Raw genomic sequence first — 20,098 nt, forward strand, 5'->3', positions numbered from 1 at the left:
AGCACGCCATGGGCAATATTGCCAATCTTCCAGGACTCAACTTTCAACTCGGCGAGGACATCGATGCGCTGCGCGACGCAGTGCGTGATTTTGCCCAGGCCGAAATTGCACCCCGTGCTGCAGAGATCGATCGCACCGACCAGTTCCCCATGGACCTGTGGCGCAAGATGGGCGATCTAGGGGTGCTGGGTATCACGGTCCCGGAGGAGTACGGTGGCGCCAACATGGGCTACGTAGCCCATATGGTGGCGATGGAGGAAATTTCACGTGCATCGGCTTCGGTCGGTTTGAGCTACGGCGCGCACTCCAACCTGTGCGTGAATCAAATCAAGCGCAACGGCAGCGCGGCACAAAAACAAAAGTACCTCCCGAAACTGATCAGCGGAGAGCATGTCGGCGCACTGGCCATGAGCGAGCCCGGCGCAGGCTCGGACGTCATCAGCATGAAGCTCAAGGCCGAGGACAAGGGCGGGTACTACCTGCTCAACGGCAACAAGATGTGGATTACCAACGGTCCAGATGCAGACACCCTGGTGGTGTATGCCAAGACCGAGCCGGAGATGGGTGCGCGCGGTGTCACGGCATTCCTGATTGAAAAGGGCATGAAGGGCTTCTCCATTGCGCAAAAGCTGGACAAGCTGGGTATGCGCGGCAGCCACACCGGCGAGCTGGTCTTCGAGAACGTCGAGGTGCCGGCCGAGAACATCCTGGGCGGCCTGAACAACGGCGCCAAGGTGTTGATGAGCGGTCTGGACTATGAGCGCGCCGTGCTGGCGGCGGGTCCCATCGGCATCATGCAGGCCGTGATGGACAACGTGGTGCCTTACATCCACGATCGCAAGCAGTTTGGTCAGAGCATTGGTGAGTTCCAGCTCATCCAGGGCAAGGTGGCGGACATGTACACCGTGCTGCAGGCAGGCAGGGCCTTCTGCTACACCATCGGCAAGAACCTGGACATGCTGGGTTCCGAGCATGTGCGCCAGGTGCGCAAGGACTGCGCCTCGGTCATTCTGTGGTGTGCCGAAAAGGCTACCTGGATGGCCGGAGAGGGTATCCAGATTTATGGAGGCAACGGCTATATCAACGAGTACCCGCTGGGGCGCTTGTGGCGCGATGCCAAGCTCTATGAAATCGGTGCAGGGACCAGCGAGATCCGTCGCATGCTGATCGGCCGCGAGTTGTTCTCGGAAACCTGTTGAACGCACGGCCTTCCGCATTGCACCCGTCCCCGAAAGAGCGCGCCATGAGCACCACCACCATTGAGGAACTCTTTGTTCACAACCGTGCCTGGGCTGCACAAATGCAGCGCGAAAGGCCGGGGTTCTTCACTCGCCTGCTGGAACAGCAAAGCCCCAGGTTCATGTGGGTGGGTTGCTCAGACAGCCGCGTTCCTGCCAACCAGATCACGGGCTTGGAACCTGGCGAGGTGTTCGTGCACCGCAACGTCGCCAACGTGGTGGTGCCCACGGATCTGAACTGCCTCTCCACCATTCAGTACGCCGTGGACCAGCTCCATGTCGAGCACCTGATGGTGGTGGGGCACTATGGCTGCGGCGGTGTTCTGGCGGCTTTGCAGGACATTCGGGTAGGGCTTGCCGACAACTGGATCCGGCACGTGAAAGATGTGCGCGATCGCCACCGGGAACTGATCGCCGCGACAGACCCTGCCCAGCGGCACGACGTTTTGTGTGAACTCAACGTCATTGAGCAGGTGATGAATGTCGCACAGACCACGGTGATTCAAGATGCCTGGGCACGCGAACAGCGGGTGCAACTGCACGGGTGGTGCTACGGCCTCAAAGATGGGTTGATCCACAACCTGCACATCTCGCTCAACGGTAACCAGGGCATGGAATCGCTGTACCGGGCGGCGGTGGAAGGCGTGATCGCCGCGCGGCGCTAAAGTCGGGGGGACGCCCGAACGGTATTTACAGGACGCTATTCCCCATGTTCCCCCAACGCCTTGATTCTCCCCAAGCCTACGACATCGCCAAGGCGATGGTCGATGGCTTCAACCGCCACTACCGCCTGTTCCGCACGGAATCGGCGCGCGCCAAGCACCGCTTCGAGACGGCCGACTGGCATGGCCAGCAGCGCGCCCAGCGCGAGCGCATCGAGTTCTACGACCTGCGCGTCAAGGAGTGCACGCGCCGCTTGGAGAAGGAGTTCAAGGCCGGCCAGCAGCCCATGGAGGTCTGGCACCAGGTCAAGCTGCACTACATCGGCCTCCTGGTAAACCACCAGCAGCCCGAGCTGGCCGAGACCTTCTTCAACTCGGTGACCACCAAGATCCTGCACCGCACGCATTTCCACAACGACTTCATCTTCGTGTGGCCGGCGGTGAGCACCGAATACATCGAGAACGAGCAGCCCGGTGCGCGTCCCACCTTCCGCGCCTACTACCCGCAGCGCGAGACGCTGTTCGACACCCTGGTCACCATCATCGAGCACTACGACCTGCAGCGCGAGTTCGCCGACCTGCCGCGCGACATGCGCAACGTGGTGGGCGCCATGCAGATCAAGCTCGACAAGGTGCGCCTGCGCGCCAACTTCCAGATCCAGGTGCTCTCCAGCCTGTTCTTCCGCAACAAGGGCGCCTACGTGGTGGGCAAGATCATCAACGGCTTCAACGAAGTGCCGTTCGCCCTGCCCATACTGCACAACGAGGAAGGCAGGCTCTACATCGACGCCGCGCTGTTCGGCGAGGACGACCTGCAGATGCTGTTCTCCTTTGCGCGCGCCTACTTCATGGTGGACATGGAGATTCCCAGCGCCTACGTGCAATTCCTGCGCAGCCTCATGCCGCGCAAGCCGCGCACCGAGCTCTACAACGCCCTGGGCCTGGCCAAGCAGGGCAAGACGCTGTTCTACCGCGACTTCCTCTACCACCTGCGCAATTCCACGGACAAATTCCGTATCGCCCCCGGTATCAAGGGCATGGTCATGCTGGTGTTCGACCTGCCGAGCTTTCCGTTCGTCTTCAAGCTCATCAAGGACTACTACCCGCCGCAGAAGGACACCACGCGCGAGCAGATCCAGAGCAAGTACCAGCTCGTCAAGCACCACGACCGCGTGGGCCGCATGGCGGACACGCTGGAATACAGCCTGGTGGCATTCCCGCGCGAGCGCTTCGACGACGAACTGATCGCCGAAATCCAGAAGTACGCGCCCAGCCAGCTCGAGATCAGCGACCGCGACGGCGACGGCCAGCAGGAGGTGATCATCAAGCACCTCTACATCGAGCGGCGCATGATCCCGCTCAACATCTACCTGCAGGAGTGCTTCGACACCGGGCTGTCGGACCCGCGCGCGCGCCAGCAGATGGAAAACAGCGTCATCGAATACGGCAACGCCATCAAGGACCTGGTGGCGGCCAACATCTTCCCGGGCGACATGCTGTGGAAGAACTTTGGCGTCACGCGCAACGGCAAGGTCGTCTTCTACGACTACGACGAGATCGAATACCTCACCGACTGCAACTTCCGGCGCGTGCCTGCGCCGCGCAACGAGGAAGATGAGATGAGCGGCGAAATCTGGTATTCGGTGGGCAAGAACGACGTCTTTCCCGAGACCTTCGGCCCCTTCCTGCTCGGCAACGATGCTGTGCGCCAGGTATTCATGCAGCACCACGCCGACCTGCTCGACGTGGAGTTCTGGCAGTCGCACAAGGAGCGCATCCTCGCGGGCCATGTGTACGACGTCTTCCCCTACGACGTGAGCCGGCGCTTCGTGCAGACGCGCATGTCCGACGGCATCTGATCGCCCTGATCCATCCCTTTCCGACCATTAGGAGAATATCCATGTCCTCATCTGCAGACCCCATTGTCATCGTCGGCGCCGCCCGCACCCCCATGGGCGCGTTCCAGGGCGACTTTTCCGACCTCGCCGCGCACGATCTGGGCGGCGCCGCCATCCAGGCCGCCGTCGCGCGCGCGGGCGTGGCGCCCGAGAAGGTCGACGAAGTGCTGTTCGGCAACTGCCTCATGGCGGGCCAGGGCCAGGCGCCCGCGCGCCAGGCCGGCTTCAAGGGCGGCCTGCCGCGCAGCACCGGCGCGGTGACGCTGTCCAAGATGTGCGGCGCGGGCATGGAGGCCACCATCCTCGCGCACGACCAGCTCGTGGCGGGCAGCCGCGACGTGATGGTCGCGGGCGGCATGGAGAGCATGACCAACGCTCCCTACCTGCTCAAGAAGGGCCGCGGAGGCTACCGCATGGGCCACGACAAGATCTTCGACCACATGATGCTCGACGGTCTGGAAGACGCCTACGAGGCCGGCCGCTCCATGGGCACCTTCGGCGAGGACTGCGCCGCCAAGTACCAGTTCACGCGCGAACAGCAGGACGCCTTCGCCATGGCCAGCGTGCAGCGCGCGCAGGACGCCATCAACTCCGGCGCGTTCAAGGCCGAGATCACCCCCGTCACCTTCAGCACCCGCAAGGGCGAGGTCACGGTGGCGCAGGACGAAGGCCCGCTGAAGATCCGTCTGGACAAGATCCCCACGCTCAAGCCCGCGTTCAAGAAAGACGGCACTATCACCGCCGCCGCCAGCTCCAGCATCAACGACGGCGCCGCCGCCCTGGTGCTGATGCGCCAGTCCACCGCCCTGGAGCTGGGCTGCAAGCCCCTGGCCAGGATCGTCGCGCACGCCACGCACGCGCAGGAACCAGAGTGGTTCACCACCGCCCCCGTGGGCGCGACCGAGAAGGCGCTGAAGAAAGCCGGCTGGAAGGTGGACGACGTGGACCTGTGGGAAATCAACGAAGCCTTCGCCGTCGTGCCCATGGCGCTGATGGCCGACCTGAAAGTGCCGCACGAGAAGGTCAACGTCAACGGCGGCGCCTGCGCGCTGGGCCACCCCATCGGCGCCAGCGGCGCGCGCATCCTGGTCACGCTGCTGCATGCCCTGCAGGCGCGCGGCAAGAAGAAGGGCCTCGCTACGCTGTGCATCGGTGGCGGCGAAGCCACCGCCATGGCCATCGAACTGGTCTGATTGCTATTGAATTGATAGCTGCTGGCGCTCATGAATAGAGCGCTATCGGCCATTTTGATACCTATTCATGCCCACTGTCCTGGTGATCGGCGCCTCGCGCGGCATCGGCCTGGAGCTGGTGCGCCAGTACGCCGCCGAGGGTTGGCGCGTCATCGCCACCGTGCGCGACGAGGCCGGCCGCGCGCGCGTGCTGGCGCTCGGCGCTCAGGCCCTGACCGTGGATGTGGCCAACCCCGCCAGCGTCAGCGGCCTGGCCTGGCAGCTTGACGGCGAGGAAATCGACGTCGCGCTCTACGTGGCCGGGGTGATGCGCCGCCCCGGTGCATGCACGCCGCCCACGCAGACCGACTTTGACGCGGTGATGCACGCCAATGTGCTCGGCGCCATGCAGGCCATCCCGCAGGTCGCGCCGATGGTGGAGGCCGCGGGCGGCGTGTTCGCCTTCCTGTCCTCGTCCATGTCGCAGATCGGCAGCGTGGGCGAGAGCAGCGCCTGGCTCTACCGCACCAGCAAGGCCGCGCTCAACATGGCCGTGGCGGCAGCCCAGCACGACTACCCGCGCGCCACGCTGGTCACCATCGACCCTGGCTGGGTGCGCACCGACATGGGCGGCGAGAACGCCCCGCTCAGCGTGGAGGCCAGCGTGCACGGCATGCGCCGCACGCTCGCCCACCTCACGCCCGCCGACAAAGGCCGGCTCCTGCACTACGACGGCCAGCGCGCCGCCCACTGGTGAGCCCCACAGAACACATCACGGAGACCCCATGCTGCTGACCCAAGACCAGGAAATGATCCGCGACGCAGTGCGCGACTTTGCGCAAACCGAACTGTGGCCGAATGCCGCCCGCTGGGACAAGGAGCACCACTTCCCCAAGGAGGCCCACCAGGGTCTGGCCGCGCTCGGCGCCTACGGTATCTGCGTGCCCGATGAGTTTGGTGGCGCGAACCTCGACTACCTCACGCTCGCGCTCGTGCTCGAAGAGATCGCGGCCGGCGACGGCGGCACCAGCACCGCCATCTCGGTGACCAACTGCCCCGTCAACGCCATCCTCATGCGCTACGGCAACGCGCAGCAAAAGCGCGACTGGCTCGCGCCCCTGGCGCGCGGCGAAATGCTCGGTGCCTTCTGCCTGACCGAGCCGCATGTGGGCTCGGATGCCTCGGCGCTGCGCACCACGGCGGTGAAGCAGGGCGACGAATATGTGATCAACGGCGTCAAGCAGTTCATCACCAGCGGCAAGAACGGCCACGTGGCCATCGTCATCGCCGTCACCGACAAGGGCGCGGGCAAGAAGGGCATGAGCGCCTTCCTCGTGCCCACCAGCAACCCCGGCTACGTGGTGGCGCGTCTGGAAGACAAGCTGGGGCAACATTCCAGCGATACGGCGCAGATCAATTTCGACCACTGCCGCATCCCGGCCGAAAACCTGATCGGTGCCGAGGGCGAGGGCTACAAGATCGCACTGGGCGCGCTCGAAGGCGGGCGCATCGGCATCGCCGCGCAGAGCGTGGGCATGGCGCGCAGCGCCTTCGAGGCGGCGCTGGCGTATTCCAAGGAGCGCGAGAGCTTCGGCACCCCCATCTTCAACCACCAGGCCGTGGGCTTTCGCCTGGCCGACTGCGCCACGCAGATCGAGGCCGCGCGCCAGCTCATCTGGCATGCCGCCGCGCTGCGCGATGCAGGCAAGCCTTGTTTGAAGGAAGCCGCTATGGCCAAGCTGTTCGCCAGCGAGATGGCCGAGCGCGTCTGCAGCGCCGCCATCCAGACGCTGGGCGGCTACGGCGTGGTCAACGACTTTCCGGTCGAGCGCATCTACCGCGACGTGCGCGTGTGCCAGATCTACGAAGGCACGAGCGACGTGCAGAAGATCATCATCCAGCGGGCGCTGGCGTGAGGAGAAGGGGGTAACCTCCTGAGGCGCTTCGTGCCTTCCCCCATCTCGCCTCGCTGCGCGAGCCGGGAAAGGGGGGCGCCACCAGCGCCTGGGCACGGAGCACTGGCGGCCCTTGCGCGGTGGCCGCTGGCCTCTGGGCCGCGCCAGTGGCTGCGTGCTGTGTGGATAGTTGAGCAGGGGCCTGGGCCGCACTGGTGCCTCCTCTGCCGCGGTGACAGAATGGATCCATGAGCGCCAAAGACATCCTCCCCGCCGTGGCCCCGTCGGCCAAAGAGCCCAGCACTCCTGCACCCGTCCGTCGGCGCCGCGCAGCGCCTACCACTCCCCAGGCAGAGCGCCCGCGCAATGCGCGCCGGGGCGATACCGCCCCAACGCTCAAGCAGGCTGCCGTGGCACGCCATGTGCAGCGCGAGGCCGTGCAGGCGGCGCAGGGCAGCCAGTTGGCCGCTGTGCAGGACTTGTTGGCCCAGGGCGATCTGTCGGCGCAGCAGCGTGCTGCCGCCTTGCGTGCATTGATTGAAGGCGCTTCGCGGGACGACCGTGAAGCGCTGCTCCAGGCATTGCTTGCCGGGCCGAGCCCCGAGCACGGAACGGTGAGCAAGGGCCATCCCGATGACGAGCTGGCGAATGGTTGGCGTGATGGCGGCTACCCCTACCGGCACCTGATGCGCCGCAGCACCTACGAGGCGCAGAAATACCAGCTCCAGGTGGAGCTGCTCAAGCTCCAGGCCTGGGTCAAGGAAACCGGGCAGCGCGTGGTGATCCTGTTCGAGGGGCGCGATGCCGCCGGCAAGGGCGGTGCGATCAAGCGCTTCATGGAGCACCTCAACCCACGGGGCGCGCGCGTCGTGGCGCTGGAAAAGCCCAGCGAGGTCGAGCGCGGCCAGTGGTATTTCCAGCGCTACGTGCAGCATCTGCCCACGGCCGGCGAGATCGTGCTGTTCGACCGCAGTTGGTACAACCGCGCAGGCGTCGAGCGTGTCATGGGCTTTTGCTCCAATGCCGAGTACCAGGAGTTCATGCGCCAGGCACCCGACTTCGAGCGCCACCTGGTACGCAGTGGGGTGCACCTCATCAAGTTTTGGTTCTCCGTCAGCCGCGCGGAGCAGCGCCGCCGCTTCAAGGAGCGCGAGGTGCACCCGCTCAAGCAGTGGAAGCTCAGCCCGGTGGATCTGGCCTCGCTGGACAAATGGGATGACTACACCAGCGCCAAGGAAGCCATGTTCTTCGAGACCGACACGGCCGACGCACCTTGGACGGTGATCAAAAGCGACTGTAAAAAGCGCGCGCGCCTCAATGCCATGCGCTACGTGCTGCACAAGCTGCCCTATGCCAACAAGGCTGTCGATTCCATCGGCAAGCTCGATCCGTTGATCGTGGGCCGGGCCCATGTGGTGTATGAGCGTGGCGAGAAGTCGGGGGCCATCCTCTGAAATGTCCGCTCGCCGCGGTGATCAGCCGCGCCGCTTGAGCACCACGGTGATCTGGCCGTTGGTTTCGATGGTGGCGCGTTCCACCTCGTGCGCGTGCAGGCAACCGCCGGCGCGCAGCGCGGCGGCCACGTCATCGGCGGTGAGTGCCTCGCTGCGCATCACGGCGTCGTCCACCTTGCCGTCGTGAACCAGTACGCGAGGCCTGCCATCGACCCAGCGCGCGATGCGCGGCACATGGTAGGTCAGGCGCGCGATCAGGCTGTGGCACAGGATCAGCGTGGCGGCCGAAAGCAGGCCGCCCGCGAGCGAGTTGTCTCCTGCGTTCATCGCGTTCTGCACGGCGTTCGACAGGATCAGCAGCAGCACCAGGTCGAACGGCTCGTACTGGCCGATCTTGCGCCGCCCCGTCACGCGCAGAAACACCAGCAGAAAGGCGTAGACCACCACGCCCCGCAGCACGAACTCCCACCACGGCACAGACATTTCCAGCATGCGCTTCTCCTTCCGATCCGGCCAGTGTAGGGCGGGACGGTGCGTTCGCGTTAACCTTGGCGCATGACCTTGGACACATCCCCATGCCCCTGCGGACGCGTGGCCACGCCGCCCAGCGCGCGCAAGGCACACCCGCTGGCCTATGCCGACTGCTGCGGCCGCTACATCGACCACTGGGCCGACGCACCTGCCCCCGACGCCGAGAGCCTCATGCGCTCGCGCTACACCGCCTTCGTGCGCGAGCGGGCCGACTACCTGCGGGCCACCTGGCATGCCAGCACCCGCCCGGCCACGCTCGATTTCGATGCCGGCGCGCGCTGGCTCGGGCTGGACGTGCGCGGGCACCGCCCTACCGGGCCCGAGCATGCCGAGGTCGAGTTCGTCGCGCGCTACCGCGTCGGCGGGCGCGCAGTGCGCCTGCACGAACGCAGCCGATTCGTGCGCGAAGCCGGGCGCTGGTATTACGTCGATGGCGACATCCGGTAGCAAAAGTTGAATGAAATAGGGCTGTAACGCCCGTGTAATAAGCGCTATCAGCTATGAGATTTGAAGCAATACTGTTTGACTGCGACGGGGTACTGGTGGACAGCGAGGCCATCACCAACGGCGTGCTGTGCGCCATGCTCAACGAGGCAGGCTGGGCGCTGGCGCCCGACGAGTGCATGCGCCTGTTCATCGGCAAGACGGTGCGCAGCGAGGCCGCGCGCATCCAGGCGCACACTGGCAAGCCGCTGACCGATGCCTGGATGGCAGAGTTCTACCAGCGCCGCAATGTGCGCCTGGAGGCCGAGCTGCAAGCCATCGACGGTGCGCTGGACGCCGTGGCCGCAGTGCATGCGCGCCTGGCCGGGCGCATTGCCTGCGCCTCAGGGGCCGACCGCTACAAGGTCGAAATGCAGCTCGAGAAAGTCGGCCTGGCGCCGTACTTTGCCGGCCGCGTGTTCAGCGGCCACGAAATGCCCGCCACCAAGCCTGCCCCGGACGTGTACTTGGCGGCCGCCGCAGCGCTGGGCGTGCCGCCGCAGCGCTGCCTGGTGGTGGAGGATACGGTGACCGGCGTGACCGCAGGCGTGGCCGCAGGCGCCACGGTGGTGGGCCTCAGTCCCTCCGCCGTGGGCCACGGCTCGCCCGAGGCCCTGCGCGGCGCCGGGGCGGTGCACGTCATGGTGCACCTGAGCGAGCTGCCTGCGCTGCTGGGCTGATTCAGGCATCCCCCGCAGGGCGGGCAGCCCCACGCGTCAGAAGGATTCCCAGTCGTCGTTGTTCGAAGGGGCCGCTGCAGGGCGTGCCGCAGGCTTGGCCACGGGCGCTTGCAGGGCGGCCTTGGCGGGGGCGGTGGGCTTGGCGGTAGCACTGGCGCGAGGCGTTGCCGCCACGCGGGCTGGGGCCGGAGCAGGCGCGGCAGGCCGTGGCGCAGGCCTTGGCGCAGGGGCGCTGTAGCCCCCGGTACCTGCCAGGCTGGCATCGAGCTTGAACACCGCCACCGCGTGCACCAGTTCCTGGGCCTGGGTGCTGAGGCTGCCTGCGGCCGCGGCCATTTCTTCCACCAACGCGGCGTTCTGCTGCGTGGCCTGGTCCATCTGCGTCACCGCCTCGCCCACCTGGGCCACACCGCTGGCTTGCTCGGAACTGGCGGCGTTGATCTCGCCCATCAGATCGGTCACCCGGCGGATGCTTTGCACCACCTCGGACATGGTCTCGCCCGCTTGGTCCACCATGGCGCTGCCTTGCTCTACGCGCTCCACGCTGGCGCTGATGAGTTGCTTGATTTCCTTGGCCGCCTCGGCACTGCGCCCGGCCAGGGAGCGCACCTCGCTGGCCACCACGGCAAAGCCCCGACCCTGCTCACCGGCCCGGGCGGCTTCCACAGCGGCATTGAGCGCCAGGATGTTGGTCTGGAAGGCGATGCCGTCGATCACCTGGATGATGTCGGAGATGCGCTGCGAGCTCTCGTTGATGCCCTTCATGGTTTGCACCACCTGGCCCACCACCTCACCACCGCGCTCGGCCACGTCGGAGGCGGTGCGTGCCAACTGGTTGGCCTGGCGCGCGGTGTCGGCGTTCTGGCGCACGGTGGCACCCAGTTGTTCCATGGAGGCGGCGGTTTCTTCCAGCGCGCTGGCCTGGCTTTCGGTGCGTGCCGACAGGTCCTGGTTGCCTTGAGCGATTTCGGAGCTGGCCATGGCCACGCTCTCGGAGCTGCGGCGCACCTGCGCCACCACACGGGCCAGGCTTTCCTTCATCGCGGCCAGTTGGGCCATCAGGCTGGTCTGGTCGCCAGACCGCACGGTGATGGCTTGGGTGAAGTCGCCCCCGGCCACGGCACGTGCCATTTTTGCGGCCACCTGGGGTTCGCCGCCCAGCTCACGAACCAGGCTGCGGGTGATGAGCCAGCCCAGGCATGCGGAGAGCAGCAGCGCCACGACGCCCAGCCCCAGGAGGAGGTTGCGCGTGCCGGTATAGGTCACCGCAGCATCTTTGGCGTTGTCATTGATGGCGTTCTTTTCGGACTCCACCAACGCGCCGATCGCGGTTTTGTACTCGCCCAGCACGGGACGCAGGCGCGCGGCAAGGTATTCGCGCGCTTCATTGTTCTGATCGGCCAGTATCAGCGGGCGCAACTCTTCCAGGCCTGCAAAGTAGCGGCTGCGCAGCTCCTGCACCTTGCGCAGCATTTCGCGGTCGGGGGCCGTGGTCAGCAGGCGGTCGAGGGTTTGAAGGTTGTCTTCCGTGTCCTTGCGGGCCTTGGCAATCACCTGCTGCTGGCGTTCCCGATCGGCGGCGTCGGGGTTGAGCATCATGTTGCGCAAGGCAATGGCAATGATGTCGGTCTGGGTGGTCAGGTTGGCGGCCGTGGCAATTTTGGGCCAGTGGTCATGCGCGATGGAGACCATGCCCGCCTGCATGCGCCCCATGGCGATCAGCCCCATGACGACCGACAGCACCAGCAGTGCGCACACCGCGCCAAAGCCCACGGTCAGGCGCGTGCGCACGCGCCAGGAAGAAAGATCAATCACGGTTCTTCTCCATAGACAAGATTCAGATACCCACGGGGTCAGGGGGGATGATCTGCAAGGTCTTGCGAGGAGCTTGCATCACGTGTCTTGGCCCAGTGTAGGCCTGCTGGCAGATGGCTGTAAAGGCGGCAATCTGTTCACAAATTATTACATTTAGGGGTAAGCCCCTGTGTGTCACGTGGGCAACTGGGCCAGAGTGTCGGTGGTCGAATGGTGTGCGTGTTGCCAGCTTGCGTCAGGTTGCCAGTGCTGCGCCCAATGGGGCATTTGTTGTGCCGGCATGGGGCGGGCTATGCCATAGCCCTGGGCCAGGTGGCAGCCCAAGGGTAGCAGGCGGGCGCCGTGCTCTGCGGTTTCCACGCCTTCTGCGATCACATCGCGGTGGAAGGCCTGGGCCAGCCCAATCACGCCCTGTACGATGGCCAGATCGTCCGGATCCACCAACATGTCGCGCACGAAGCTCTGGTCGATCTTGATCTCCTCGGCACCCAGGCGCTTGAGGTAGGTGAGCGATGAGTAGCCGGTGCCAAAGTCGTCCAGCGCAAAGCGCACTCCCAGGGCCTGGCAGCGGCGCATGATGTCGGACACCAGCGCAATGTCGTCCAGCGCGTTGGTCTCCAGGATTTCCAGGCACAGCCAGCGCGGGGGCACCTGGGGCTGCTGGTCCAGCAGTTGGGACAGGCGCTGGCTGAAGCCCTCTTTCTGCAATTGCATGGCGTCGATGTTCACGCTGACCGGCAGATCCAGGCCCTGGCCCTTCCAGTCGGCCATCTGTCGCAGTGCGCTGGCAATCACCCACTCCCCTACGTCGATGCAGATGGGGTGGTTCTCAATGGCGGGCAGGAAGGCCGATGGCGCCAGCAGCCCGCGCTCGGGGTGTTGCCAGCGGATCAGTGCCTCGGCGCCAATGACGGCGCCCGTGCGCATGTTGACCTTGGGCTGGTAGTACAGCACGAATTCGCCGTCCTGCAGGCCTTGGCGAATCCGGGCCACTTCTTCCCGCTGGGTTTTGACGGCCTTGTCGTGCTCCACATCGAACAGGTGGAAGCGGTTCTTGCCTGCCTGCTTGGCCTGGTACATGGCCTGGTCGGCGTGGCGGATGAGCAGGTCGGGCTCCACACCGTCGGTGGGGTAGATGGTGACGCCTATGCTGGCCGAGACCTGCAGCAGGTGCTCGTCCACCTGCACCGGGTCGGCGGCGGCGTGCAGCATGCGTGAGAGCACGGGCTCGCAGTCCTGGGGCTGCTCCAGGTCCACCAGCACGGCCACGAACTCGTCGCCGCCGATGCGTGAGAGCGTGTCGCCTTCGCGCAGCGCTGCCTTGAGCCGGTGCGCCAGCGCCACCAGCAGCTTGTCGCCCAGGTCGTGGCTGTGGCGGTCGTTGATGGCCTTGAACCCATCCAGATCCAGGAACGCCACCGCCAGCGACAGGCCCTTGCGCTGGCAGCGCAGCATGGACTGCTGCAGCCGGTCGGCCAGCAGCACGCGGTTGGGCAGGCCGGTGAGGGCGTCGTAATGCGCCACATGCTCCAGCTTGCGCTCGTTCTCCTTGAGTGCGGTGATGTCGGTGAACAGTGCCACGTAGTGCTGGGTTTCGCCCTTGGCGTTGCGCACGGCGCTGATGGTGATGATTTCGGCAAACAGCTCACCGCTCTTGCGCCGGTTCCACACCTCGCCGGTCCAGTGGCCGCGGGTGAGCAGGCTTTGCCACATGGCGGCATAGAACTCCGGCCCCTGGCGGCCCGATTGCAGCATGCGCGGGTTGTTGCCCACGGCCTCTTCGCGCGTGTAGCCGGTGATGCGCGTGAAGGTGTCGTTCACGTCGATGATGGTGCCGCGCGTGTCGGTGATGGTGATGCCCTCGCGCGCATAGGTGAACACGCTGGCCGCCAGTTGCAGCTGCTCGCGCTCTTTCATGCGCTCGGTCACGTCAATGAACGAGCCCATCATCACCAGGGCCTTGCCGTGGGCGTCGCGTTCCGTCACCCGGCCGCGCCACTGGCCCCAGAGCCAGTGGCCCTGTCGGTGGCGTATGCGCTGGTCGATCTGGAGCTGCGGGCGCTCGCCTTTGAGGCAGGCGCGCAAGCGGTCATCGAGGGTGGGCAGGTCCTGTGGTTCGGTGCGCTCGCGCCACTGCTGAATGGGGGTGGCCCGCAGGTCTTCGGGCTCGTATCCGAACAGGCGTGCCAGCATGGCGTCGGCGTACAGCGTGCCGGTATGGATGTCCCAGGTCCACAGGCCCATCTGGGTGATCTGCATGGCCTGGTCGGCGCGCTCCTTGGCTTCCTGCAGCGCGTGGTGCTGGGTTTGCAGTGTGGCCTCGGCCTCGGCGCGTTCGCTCAGCAGGCGGTTGAACTCCTGGGCCAGCTGGTTCAGCTCTGCAGGGCCCGAGGGTTCGGCACGGGCGGTGTTGTCTCCGGCACGCAGGCGTTGCATCGCGGTGGACAGTGAACGAATGGGGCGCTCGATGCGCCGCGCCAGCACCAGGGCCACCAGGCACAGGCAGAGCACGATCATCAGCGCCAGCACGGCACTGACCCAGGCGCGCTGTTTGGCCTGGGCATAGATACCGCTGCTGGGCTGGCCGAAATACGCAATCCACCCCGCCTCCGGAATGGGGGTGGTGTAGTAAAAGCGCTTGATGCCATCCAGGCCCTCGGCCTCGAATTCCTTGTCCAGTCCGGAGATTCTGCGGGCCACTTCCCAACTGGGGCGTGTGCCGATGGCTTTTTCGGCATCGTGGTTGCGCCACAGCAGCGTGCCTTGGGTGTCGAAGACCCCATAGCGGACATCATCGGGCAGGCCCTCGATGGGCAGGTTGGGATTGAGCGCCAAAAGGTCCAGCGTCAGGTGCACCAGGCCGACCATCTGGTTCGCGTCATTACGGATCGGCAGGCTCAGCACGGTCACCCATTGGCCGGAGATTGGCCCCGTGTGCGCGTCGCCCACGCTGAACTGCTCGGCGCGCAGCGCCCGCTGGAACCAGGGCGTGGTGCCTACGTTCACGCCCTTGCCCTGCGGCAGCGCCAGGGCGGAGCAGACGACATCCCCTTGCAGATTGGTGGTCACCAGGTTGGAGAATTTCTTGGTCGCCCGGTGAAAGTCCATCAGCAAGGGGTCGCATTGCCTGGCATCCATGGTCCGCACTGCAGGGCGCCCGGCGACGAGCTTCAGTGTCAGATGCGCGGTCTGAAGCGTGCGACCCACATCGGCTGCCACCAGCGAGGAAAGCGGGCGGTGCAGCGCCCGGGCCTGCGCCACGGCGTCCCGCGCATCGCGCCAGGCGCTCATGCCCAGCAACCCGGCCAGTGGAATGACCAGGGCCACCACCAGCAACAGAAGATGGGCGCGCAGGGGGGCTTTCATGGCGAACGAGGCAGGGTTCAGATGCGGTGTGAATCGCTTCAAAAACGGGAGTTGGATGGGTGACCCCAACTGCCGGTTCAGTGTAGGTGTATTTGCGCACTTGCGCCTGACAATCACTGACCGCGCACCGCCCGAGCCCTGCGCGGCACAATCGTCGCCATGCCTCTGTCACTCCAGCCCAGCGCCCCCTGTCCCTGTGGACGCACCGATGCCCGTGGCCGTGCGCTCCGGTTTGCCGACTGCTGCAGCCCTTGTCTGAACCAGCAGCGCCCCGCTTCGGAAGCCGAAGCGCTGATGCGCTCGCGCTACAGCGCCTTTGTATTGGAGCGCGCGGACTACCTGCGGGCGACCTGGCATGCCAGCACATGCCCGGCACAGCTGGATTTGGACCCTGCCGCCAAATGGCTGGGGCTGGAGGTGCGCGCCCATCATCGTGTCGATGCGGACCATGCAGAGGTGGAGTTCGTCGCACGCTTTCGCGTGGCGGGCCGGGCCGTGCGCCAGCACGAGCGCAGCCGCTTTGTGCGTGAGCAGGGTTGCTGGTGGTATGTGGATGGCGACGTACTATGAAAATAGGCCTCTGACGCTTGTGTGACAAGCGCGATAAGCTATAAAAATCATAGCAATCCTGGCGCGCGGCTCTGGCGCCGGAACTCTGCAGGGGAGAGCCCCGTCCAGTGCCGGAACGCACGGATGAAGCTCTTGTCATTGCCAAAGCCCGCCTCGTACGCCACCTGCTTGATGGGGCGCTCGGTCCGGTGCAGCAGGTCCATGGCGCGCTCGCGCCGCACCTCGTCCTTCAGGCCCTGCAACGATGCGCCTTCGTCCTTGAGCTGGCGGTGCAGCGTGCGCGGCGACAGGTGCAGGCGCAATGCCAGCGCCTCGGCGCTGTGCCCGGCGGCGGGGTCGGCCGTGAGCAGGGTGCGCACGCGCTGCACCAGCAGGCGGTCGCGCCGGTACTGCAGCACCGTCAGCGGCAGGGCGCGTTGCAGCATCTGGCGCAGTGCGGCTTCGTCGCGCTGCAGCGGCAGTTGCAGGTAGCGCGCGTCAAAGCGCAGGCCGCTGCAAGCAGCACCAAACTGTACCGGCCCTGGGAACAGCACGGCGTAGGCGTCGTGGTGGGCGGGCCGAGTAAAGCTGAAGAAGGATTCCTGCAGCGGGATGCGCGAATCGATGAACCAGCACGCCAGGCCGTGGATGTTGCGCAGCACCGAAACGGGACAGAACTCGGCAAACGCCCCCAAGGGCCGGTGCTCTTGCAGCCGCACGATGGCGCTGTCGTCTTGCACCTGCAGCGTGAGCGAGATGTCCTGCGTCAGCAGGCCGTGGTGGCGACACCAGCGCTTGAGCGCCACCCCCAGCGTAGGTGAGCTGATGGAGGCGCGCGCCAGCATCCCATAGCTGCCCCAGGGCAGGCGGCGGCTGAACCAGCCCAGTGCCTCGTCGTCCAGTGCCTGCATGGCCAGCCCAGAAAGACGCTCGAACTGCCAGGCCGTCACGCGGGTGGCAGGGTTTTCCACTTCCTGTGGCGCGATTTGTGCCTGTTGCAGCAGCGGCAGCGCATTCACGCCCGCCTGTGCGCAGGCCCGCAGAATGGCCTGCACAAACGCCATGGGCGTGACGGCAGGCGCAGCAGGAGCGGCGGGGGGCAGGGGTGTGGGCGGCGAAGGATGGGCAGCAGAGGCATTCACCCCCAGAGTGTGCCGCAATGCTGGCGGAATTTGCAACCACGCTGGCAAACCACGCCGGGCCACTGGGCGTATTCTTGAGCCCGACCCCTGGCATGCTAGGGCGAAGCGATATTCAAACACCCCCGTCGCCAGGGCTTTGGCCAAAGGGTTACCCCGCCTGGCCCGCCATGCGTCGTTGCTCGTCGGTTGCTGGTACCTACCAGCGTCCTCCTCGTGCCTAGCCAGGCGGGGCAACGACGGGGGTGTTTGAATGTCGATTCGCCCTGGGCCAGCCGCATTCCTCTTGCAGAGAAACCACACCATGCCTGTATTGCAGACCCAACTCAATGCCCGCTCGGCCGACTTTCAAGCCAATGCCGCTGCCATGCGCGTGCTGGTCGATGACCTGAACGCCCAGATCGACAAGGTCGCTGCCGGTGGCGGCGAGGCCGCGCGCGCCAAGCATGTGGCACGCGGCAAGCTGCTGCCGCGCGAGCGCGTCGCAAACCTGCTCGACCCCGGCACGCCCTTCCTGGAGCTGGCGCCGCTGGCCGCGCTGAACATGTACAACAACGACGCACCGGGCGCGGGCCTGATCGCGGGCATCGGCCGCGTGAGCGGGGTGGACTGCATGATCGTGTGCAACGACGCCACGGTGAAGGGCGGCACCTACTACCCCATGACGGTGAAGAAACACCTGCGCGCGCAGGAAGTGGCGGCGCAGAACCGCCTGCCCTGCATCTACCTGGTGGACTCGGGCGGCGCCAACCTGCCCAACCAGGACGACGTGTTCCCAGACCGCGAGCATTTCGGCCGCATCTTCTTCAACCAGGCCAACATGAGCGCCCAGGGCATCTCGCAGATCGCCGTGGTGATGGGCAGTTGCACGGCCGGCGGCGCCTACGTGCCCGCGATGAGCGACGAGTCCATCATCGTGAAGAACCAGGGCACCATCTTCCTGGGCGGCCCGCCGCTGGTGAAGGCCGCCACGGGCGAGGTGGTGAGTGCCGAGGACCTGGGCGGCGGCGACGTGCATACGCGCCTGTCGGGCGTGGCCGACCACCTGGCGCAGAACGACCTGCACGCGCTCAAGCTGGCGCGCCATGCGGTGGCCAATTTGAATAAAAACAAGGCTGCAGCGCCCGCCGATACTGCGCCAGTAGCTCCTAAATATGCAGCAGAAGAACTGTACGGCGTGATCCCCACCGACACGCGCAAGCCCTTCGATGTGCGCGAGATCATCGCCCGCATCGTCGACGGCAGCGAGTTCGACGAATTCAAGGCGCGCTTCGGCAGCACCCTGGTGTGCGGCTTCGCGCGCGTCGAGGGCATGCAGGTCGGCATCATCGCCAACAACGGCATCCTGTTCAGCGAGAGCGCGCAGAAGGGCGCGCACTTCATCGAGCTGTGCTGCCAGCGCAAGATCCCGCTGGTGTTCCTGCAGAACATCACTGGCTTCATGGTCGGCCGCAAGTACGAGAACGAAGGCATCGCGCGCCACGGCGCCAAGCTGGTGACGGCCGTGGCCACGGCGGCCGTGCCCAAGTTCACCATCATCATCGGCGGCAGCTTTGGCGCCGGCAACTACGGCATGTGCGGCCGCGCGTACTCGCCCCGCTTCCTTTGGATGTGGCCCAACGCGCGCATCAGCGTCATGGGCGGCGAGCAGGCCGCCAGCGTGCTGGCCACCGTCAAGCGCGACGGCATCGAGGCCAAGGGCGGCCAGTGGAGCATGGAGGAAGAAGAAGCCTTCAAGGCCCCCATCCGCCGCCAGTACGAAGAGCAGGGCCACCCCTACTACGCCACCGCCCGCCTTTGGGACGACGGCGTGATCGACCCGGCCGACACGCGCCGCGTGCTGGCGCTGGGCCTGGCCGCCACGCGCAATGCGCCGATTGAAGACACCAAGTTCGGCATCTTCCGCATGTGAGGTGGGCGATGGACGCCGTGGCCCATTTCACCCAGCTTGCACGCTACAACGTGTGGGCCACGGCGCGCCTGCTCGATGCCGTGCGGGCGCTGCCGGAAGAGGACTACCGGCGCGATGTGGGCCTGTTCTTCCACAGCATCCACGGCACGCTCAACCACCTGCTGGTGGGCGAGCACCTGCTGTGGTTCGTGCGCTTTGCCGAGGGCAGCTCGCCGCGCGTGGCGCTGGACGCCGAGGTCGAGAGCGACCGCGCACACCTGGCCAGCCGCCTGCGCGAGGGTGCGGCGCGCTGGGAGCCGCTGATCGCCGGCTGGCCCGCGCAGCGCTGGGATGGGGTGCTGTCCTACACCACCATGCGCGGCACCTCGGCCACGCTGCCCTTCGCCGCCACGCTCGCGCATGTGTTCAACCACGGCACGCACCACCGCGGGCAGATCACGGCGGCGCTCACCGCGCTGGGCCAGCCCTGCCCGGAGCTCGATCTCGTCTATTTCCTGCAAAACCCGCATACGCCATGAGCCAGAACCTTTCCATCACCCAGTCGGGCCCGGTCGCGCGCATCACGCTGACCCAGCCCGAGGTGCGCAACGCCTTCAGCGACGAAGTCATCGCCGAGATCACCGCGGCCTTTCTCGACGTGGGCGCACGCCCCGACGTGCGCGCCGTGGTGCTGGCCGCCGAGGGCCCGGCCTTCTGCGCCGGCGCCAACCTCAACTGGATGCGCCGCATGGCCGACTACACGCGCGCCGAGAACATCGCGGACGCGGGCAAGCTCGCCGAGATGCTGCGCGTGATCTACGCCTGCCCCAAGCCCACCGTGGCGCGTGTGCAGGGCGACGTGTACGCCGGCGGCATGGGCCTGGTGGCGGCCTGCGACATGGCCGTGGCGGTGGACACGGCGGGCTTCTGCCTCAGCGAGGTCAAGCTCGGCCTGATCCCGGCCACCATCAGCCCCTACGTCATCCGCGCCATGGGCGCGCGCGCCGCGCACCGCTACTTCCTCACGGCCGAGCGCTTCGACGCGGCCGAGGCGTTGCGCATCGGCTTCGTGCACGAGGTCGTGGCCGCAGACCAGCTTGACGCCAAGGTCGATGACATCGTCAAAGCCCTGGTCAGCGCCAGCCCGAACGCCGTGCGCGCCTGCAAGCAGCTGGTGCAGGACGTGGCGCAGCAGCAGATCGACGCGCAGCTCATCGCCGCCACCGTCGAAGGCATCGCCGACATCCGCGCGAGCGAAGAGGGCCGTGAGGGCGTGCAGTCCTTCCTGCAAAAACGCAAACCGGCGTGGTTGCAGGCCTGAGCTC

17 protein-coding genes are annotated in these 20,098 nt (G+C 66.1%); 13 read left to right on the forward strand and 4 right to left on the reverse strand.

What is annotated here, in order from left to right; translation table 11 throughout:
- The first annotated feature begins 8 nt into the window (after positions 1 to 8).
- The 7 genes from GWK50_RS03055 (at position 9) to ppk2 (ending at position 8,319) form a co-directional block, all read left to right on the forward strand.
- Positions 9 to 1,199: an isovaleryl-CoA dehydrogenase gene (locus GWK50_RS03055; RefSeq protein ID WP_162015232.1), complete on the forward strand. Its 1,191-nt coding sequence runs from the start codon at positions 9 to 11 to the stop codon at positions 1,197 to 1,199.
- 44 nt (positions 1,200 to 1,243) lie between these two features.
- A complete protein-coding gene (gene can, locus GWK50_RS03060; RefSeq protein WP_162015233.1) occupies positions 1,244 to 1,903 on the forward strand; it encodes a carbonate dehydratase in 660 nt (219 codons plus the stop codon).
- Between the two features lie 44 nt (positions 1,904 to 1,947).
- Entirely contained in the window at positions 1,948 to 3,759 is a 1,812-nt protein-coding gene (gene aceK / locus GWK50_RS03065) for a bifunctional isocitrate dehydrogenase kinase/phosphatase (protein WP_162015234.1), read from the forward strand.
- A 41-nt stretch (positions 3,760 to 3,800) separates the two neighbouring features.
- Positions 3,801 to 4,991: an acetyl-CoA C-acyltransferase gene (locus tag GWK50_RS03070; RefSeq protein WP_162015235.1), complete on the forward strand. Its 1,191-nt coding sequence runs from the start codon at positions 3,801 to 3,803 to the stop codon at positions 4,989 to 4,991.
- 67 nt (positions 4,992 to 5,058) lie between these two features.
- Positions 5,059 to 5,727 carry an SDR family oxidoreductase gene (locus tag GWK50_RS03075; RefSeq protein WP_162015236.1) on the forward strand — a complete coding sequence of 223 codons (669 nt, stop codon included), beginning with the start codon at positions 5,059 to 5,061 and terminating at the stop codon, positions 5,725 to 5,727.
- Between the two features lie 28 nt (positions 5,728 to 5,755).
- Positions 5,756 to 6,886 carry an acyl-CoA dehydrogenase family protein gene (locus tag GWK50_RS03080; RefSeq protein WP_162015237.1) on the forward strand — a complete coding sequence of 377 codons (1,131 nt, stop codon included), beginning with the start codon at positions 5,756 to 5,758 and terminating at the stop codon, positions 6,884 to 6,886.
- Between the two features lie 227 nt (positions 6,887 to 7,113).
- Complete coding sequence (gene ppk2 / locus GWK50_RS03085) at positions 7,114 to 8,319, forward strand: polyphosphate kinase 2 (protein WP_162015238.1); 1,206 nt, start codon at positions 7,114 to 7,116, stop codon at positions 8,317 to 8,319.
- 21 nt (positions 8,320 to 8,340) lie between these two features.
- Here the strand turns inward: ppk2 and GWK50_RS03090 are convergent, their stop codons facing one another.
- A complete protein-coding gene (locus GWK50_RS03090; protein WP_162015239.1) occupies positions 8,341 to 8,811 on the reverse strand; it encodes a YetF domain-containing protein in 471 nt (156 codons plus the stop codon).
- Positions 8,812 to 8,874: 63 nt separating this feature from the next.
- Between GWK50_RS03090 and GWK50_RS03095 the strand changes: the two genes are divergently transcribed.
- Both GWK50_RS03095 and GWK50_RS03100 read left to right on the forward strand, forming a co-directional pair.
- Complete coding sequence (locus GWK50_RS03095; protein ID WP_162015240.1) at positions 8,875 to 9,297, forward strand: YchJ family metal-binding protein; 423 nt, start codon at positions 8,875 to 8,877, stop codon at positions 9,295 to 9,297.
- A 53-nt stretch (positions 9,298 to 9,350) separates the two neighbouring features.
- A complete protein-coding gene (locus GWK50_RS03100) occupies positions 9,351 to 10,013 on the forward strand; it encodes an HAD family phosphatase (protein ID WP_162015241.1) in 663 nt (220 codons plus the stop codon).
- A 36-nt stretch (positions 10,014 to 10,049) separates the two neighbouring features.
- On the opposite strand, the gene GWK50_RS20005 is transcribed toward GWK50_RS03100, so the two are convergent.
- Together GWK50_RS20005 and GWK50_RS03110 are read right to left on the reverse strand one after the other, a co-directional pair.
- Positions 10,050 to 11,828 (reverse strand): methyl-accepting chemotaxis protein, encoded by a 1,779-nt coding sequence (locus tag GWK50_RS20005; RefSeq protein ID WP_347339488.1) that lies wholly within the window; start codon positions 11,826 to 11,828, stop codon positions 10,050 to 10,052.
- A gap of 174 nt (positions 11,829 to 12,002) precedes the next feature.
- Positions 12,003 to 15,194 (reverse strand): EAL domain-containing protein, encoded by a 3,192-nt coding sequence (locus GWK50_RS03110; RefSeq protein ID WP_162015242.1) that lies wholly within the window; start codon positions 15,192 to 15,194, stop codon positions 12,003 to 12,005.
- A gap of 159 nt (positions 15,195 to 15,353) precedes the next feature.
- Between GWK50_RS03110 and GWK50_RS03115 the strand changes: the two genes are divergently transcribed.
- Positions 15,354 to 15,764 carry a YchJ family metal-binding protein gene (locus GWK50_RS03115; protein WP_162015243.1) on the forward strand — a complete coding sequence of 137 codons (411 nt, stop codon included), beginning with the start codon at positions 15,354 to 15,356 and terminating at the stop codon, positions 15,762 to 15,764.
- Positions 15,765 to 15,811: 47 nt separating this feature from the next.
- Here the strand turns inward: GWK50_RS03115 and GWK50_RS03120 are convergent, their stop codons facing one another.
- Positions 15,812 to 16,807, reverse strand: a complete 996-nt coding sequence (locus GWK50_RS03120) for an AraC family transcriptional regulator (RefSeq protein ID WP_162017999.1) — start codon at positions 16,805 to 16,807, stop codon at positions 15,812 to 15,814.
- 379 nt (positions 16,808 to 17,186) lie between these two features.
- Between GWK50_RS03120 and GWK50_RS03125 the strand changes: the two genes are divergently transcribed.
- Genes GWK50_RS03125 through GWK50_RS03135 form a run of 3 tightly spaced genes read left to right on the forward strand, consistent with a single transcriptional unit; the run spans position 17,187 to position 20,094 of the window.
- On the forward strand, positions 17,187 to 18,794 hold the full coding sequence (locus tag GWK50_RS03125) for a carboxyl transferase domain-containing protein (protein ID WP_162015244.1): 1,608 nt from the start codon (positions 17,187 to 17,189) through the stop codon (positions 18,792 to 18,794).
- An 8-nt stretch (positions 18,795 to 18,802) separates the two neighbouring features.
- Complete coding sequence (locus tag GWK50_RS03130) at positions 18,803 to 19,312, forward strand: DinB family protein (protein ID WP_162015245.1); 510 nt, start codon at positions 18,803 to 18,805, stop codon at positions 19,310 to 19,312.
- Complete coding sequence (locus GWK50_RS03135; RefSeq protein ID WP_162015246.1) at positions 19,309 to 20,094, forward strand: enoyl-CoA hydratase/isomerase family protein; 786 nt, start codon at positions 19,309 to 19,311, stop codon at positions 20,092 to 20,094. The genes GWK50_RS03130 and GWK50_RS03135 overlap by 4 nt, the downstream gene beginning before the upstream one ends.
- Positions 20,095 to 20,098 lie beyond the last annotated feature (4 nt).

Source organism: Acidovorax sp. 210-6, assembly GCF_010020825.1.
GTDB classification, from domain to species: Bacteria; Pseudomonadota; Gammaproteobacteria; order Burkholderiales; family Burkholderiaceae_C; genus Simplicispira; species Simplicispira sedimenti.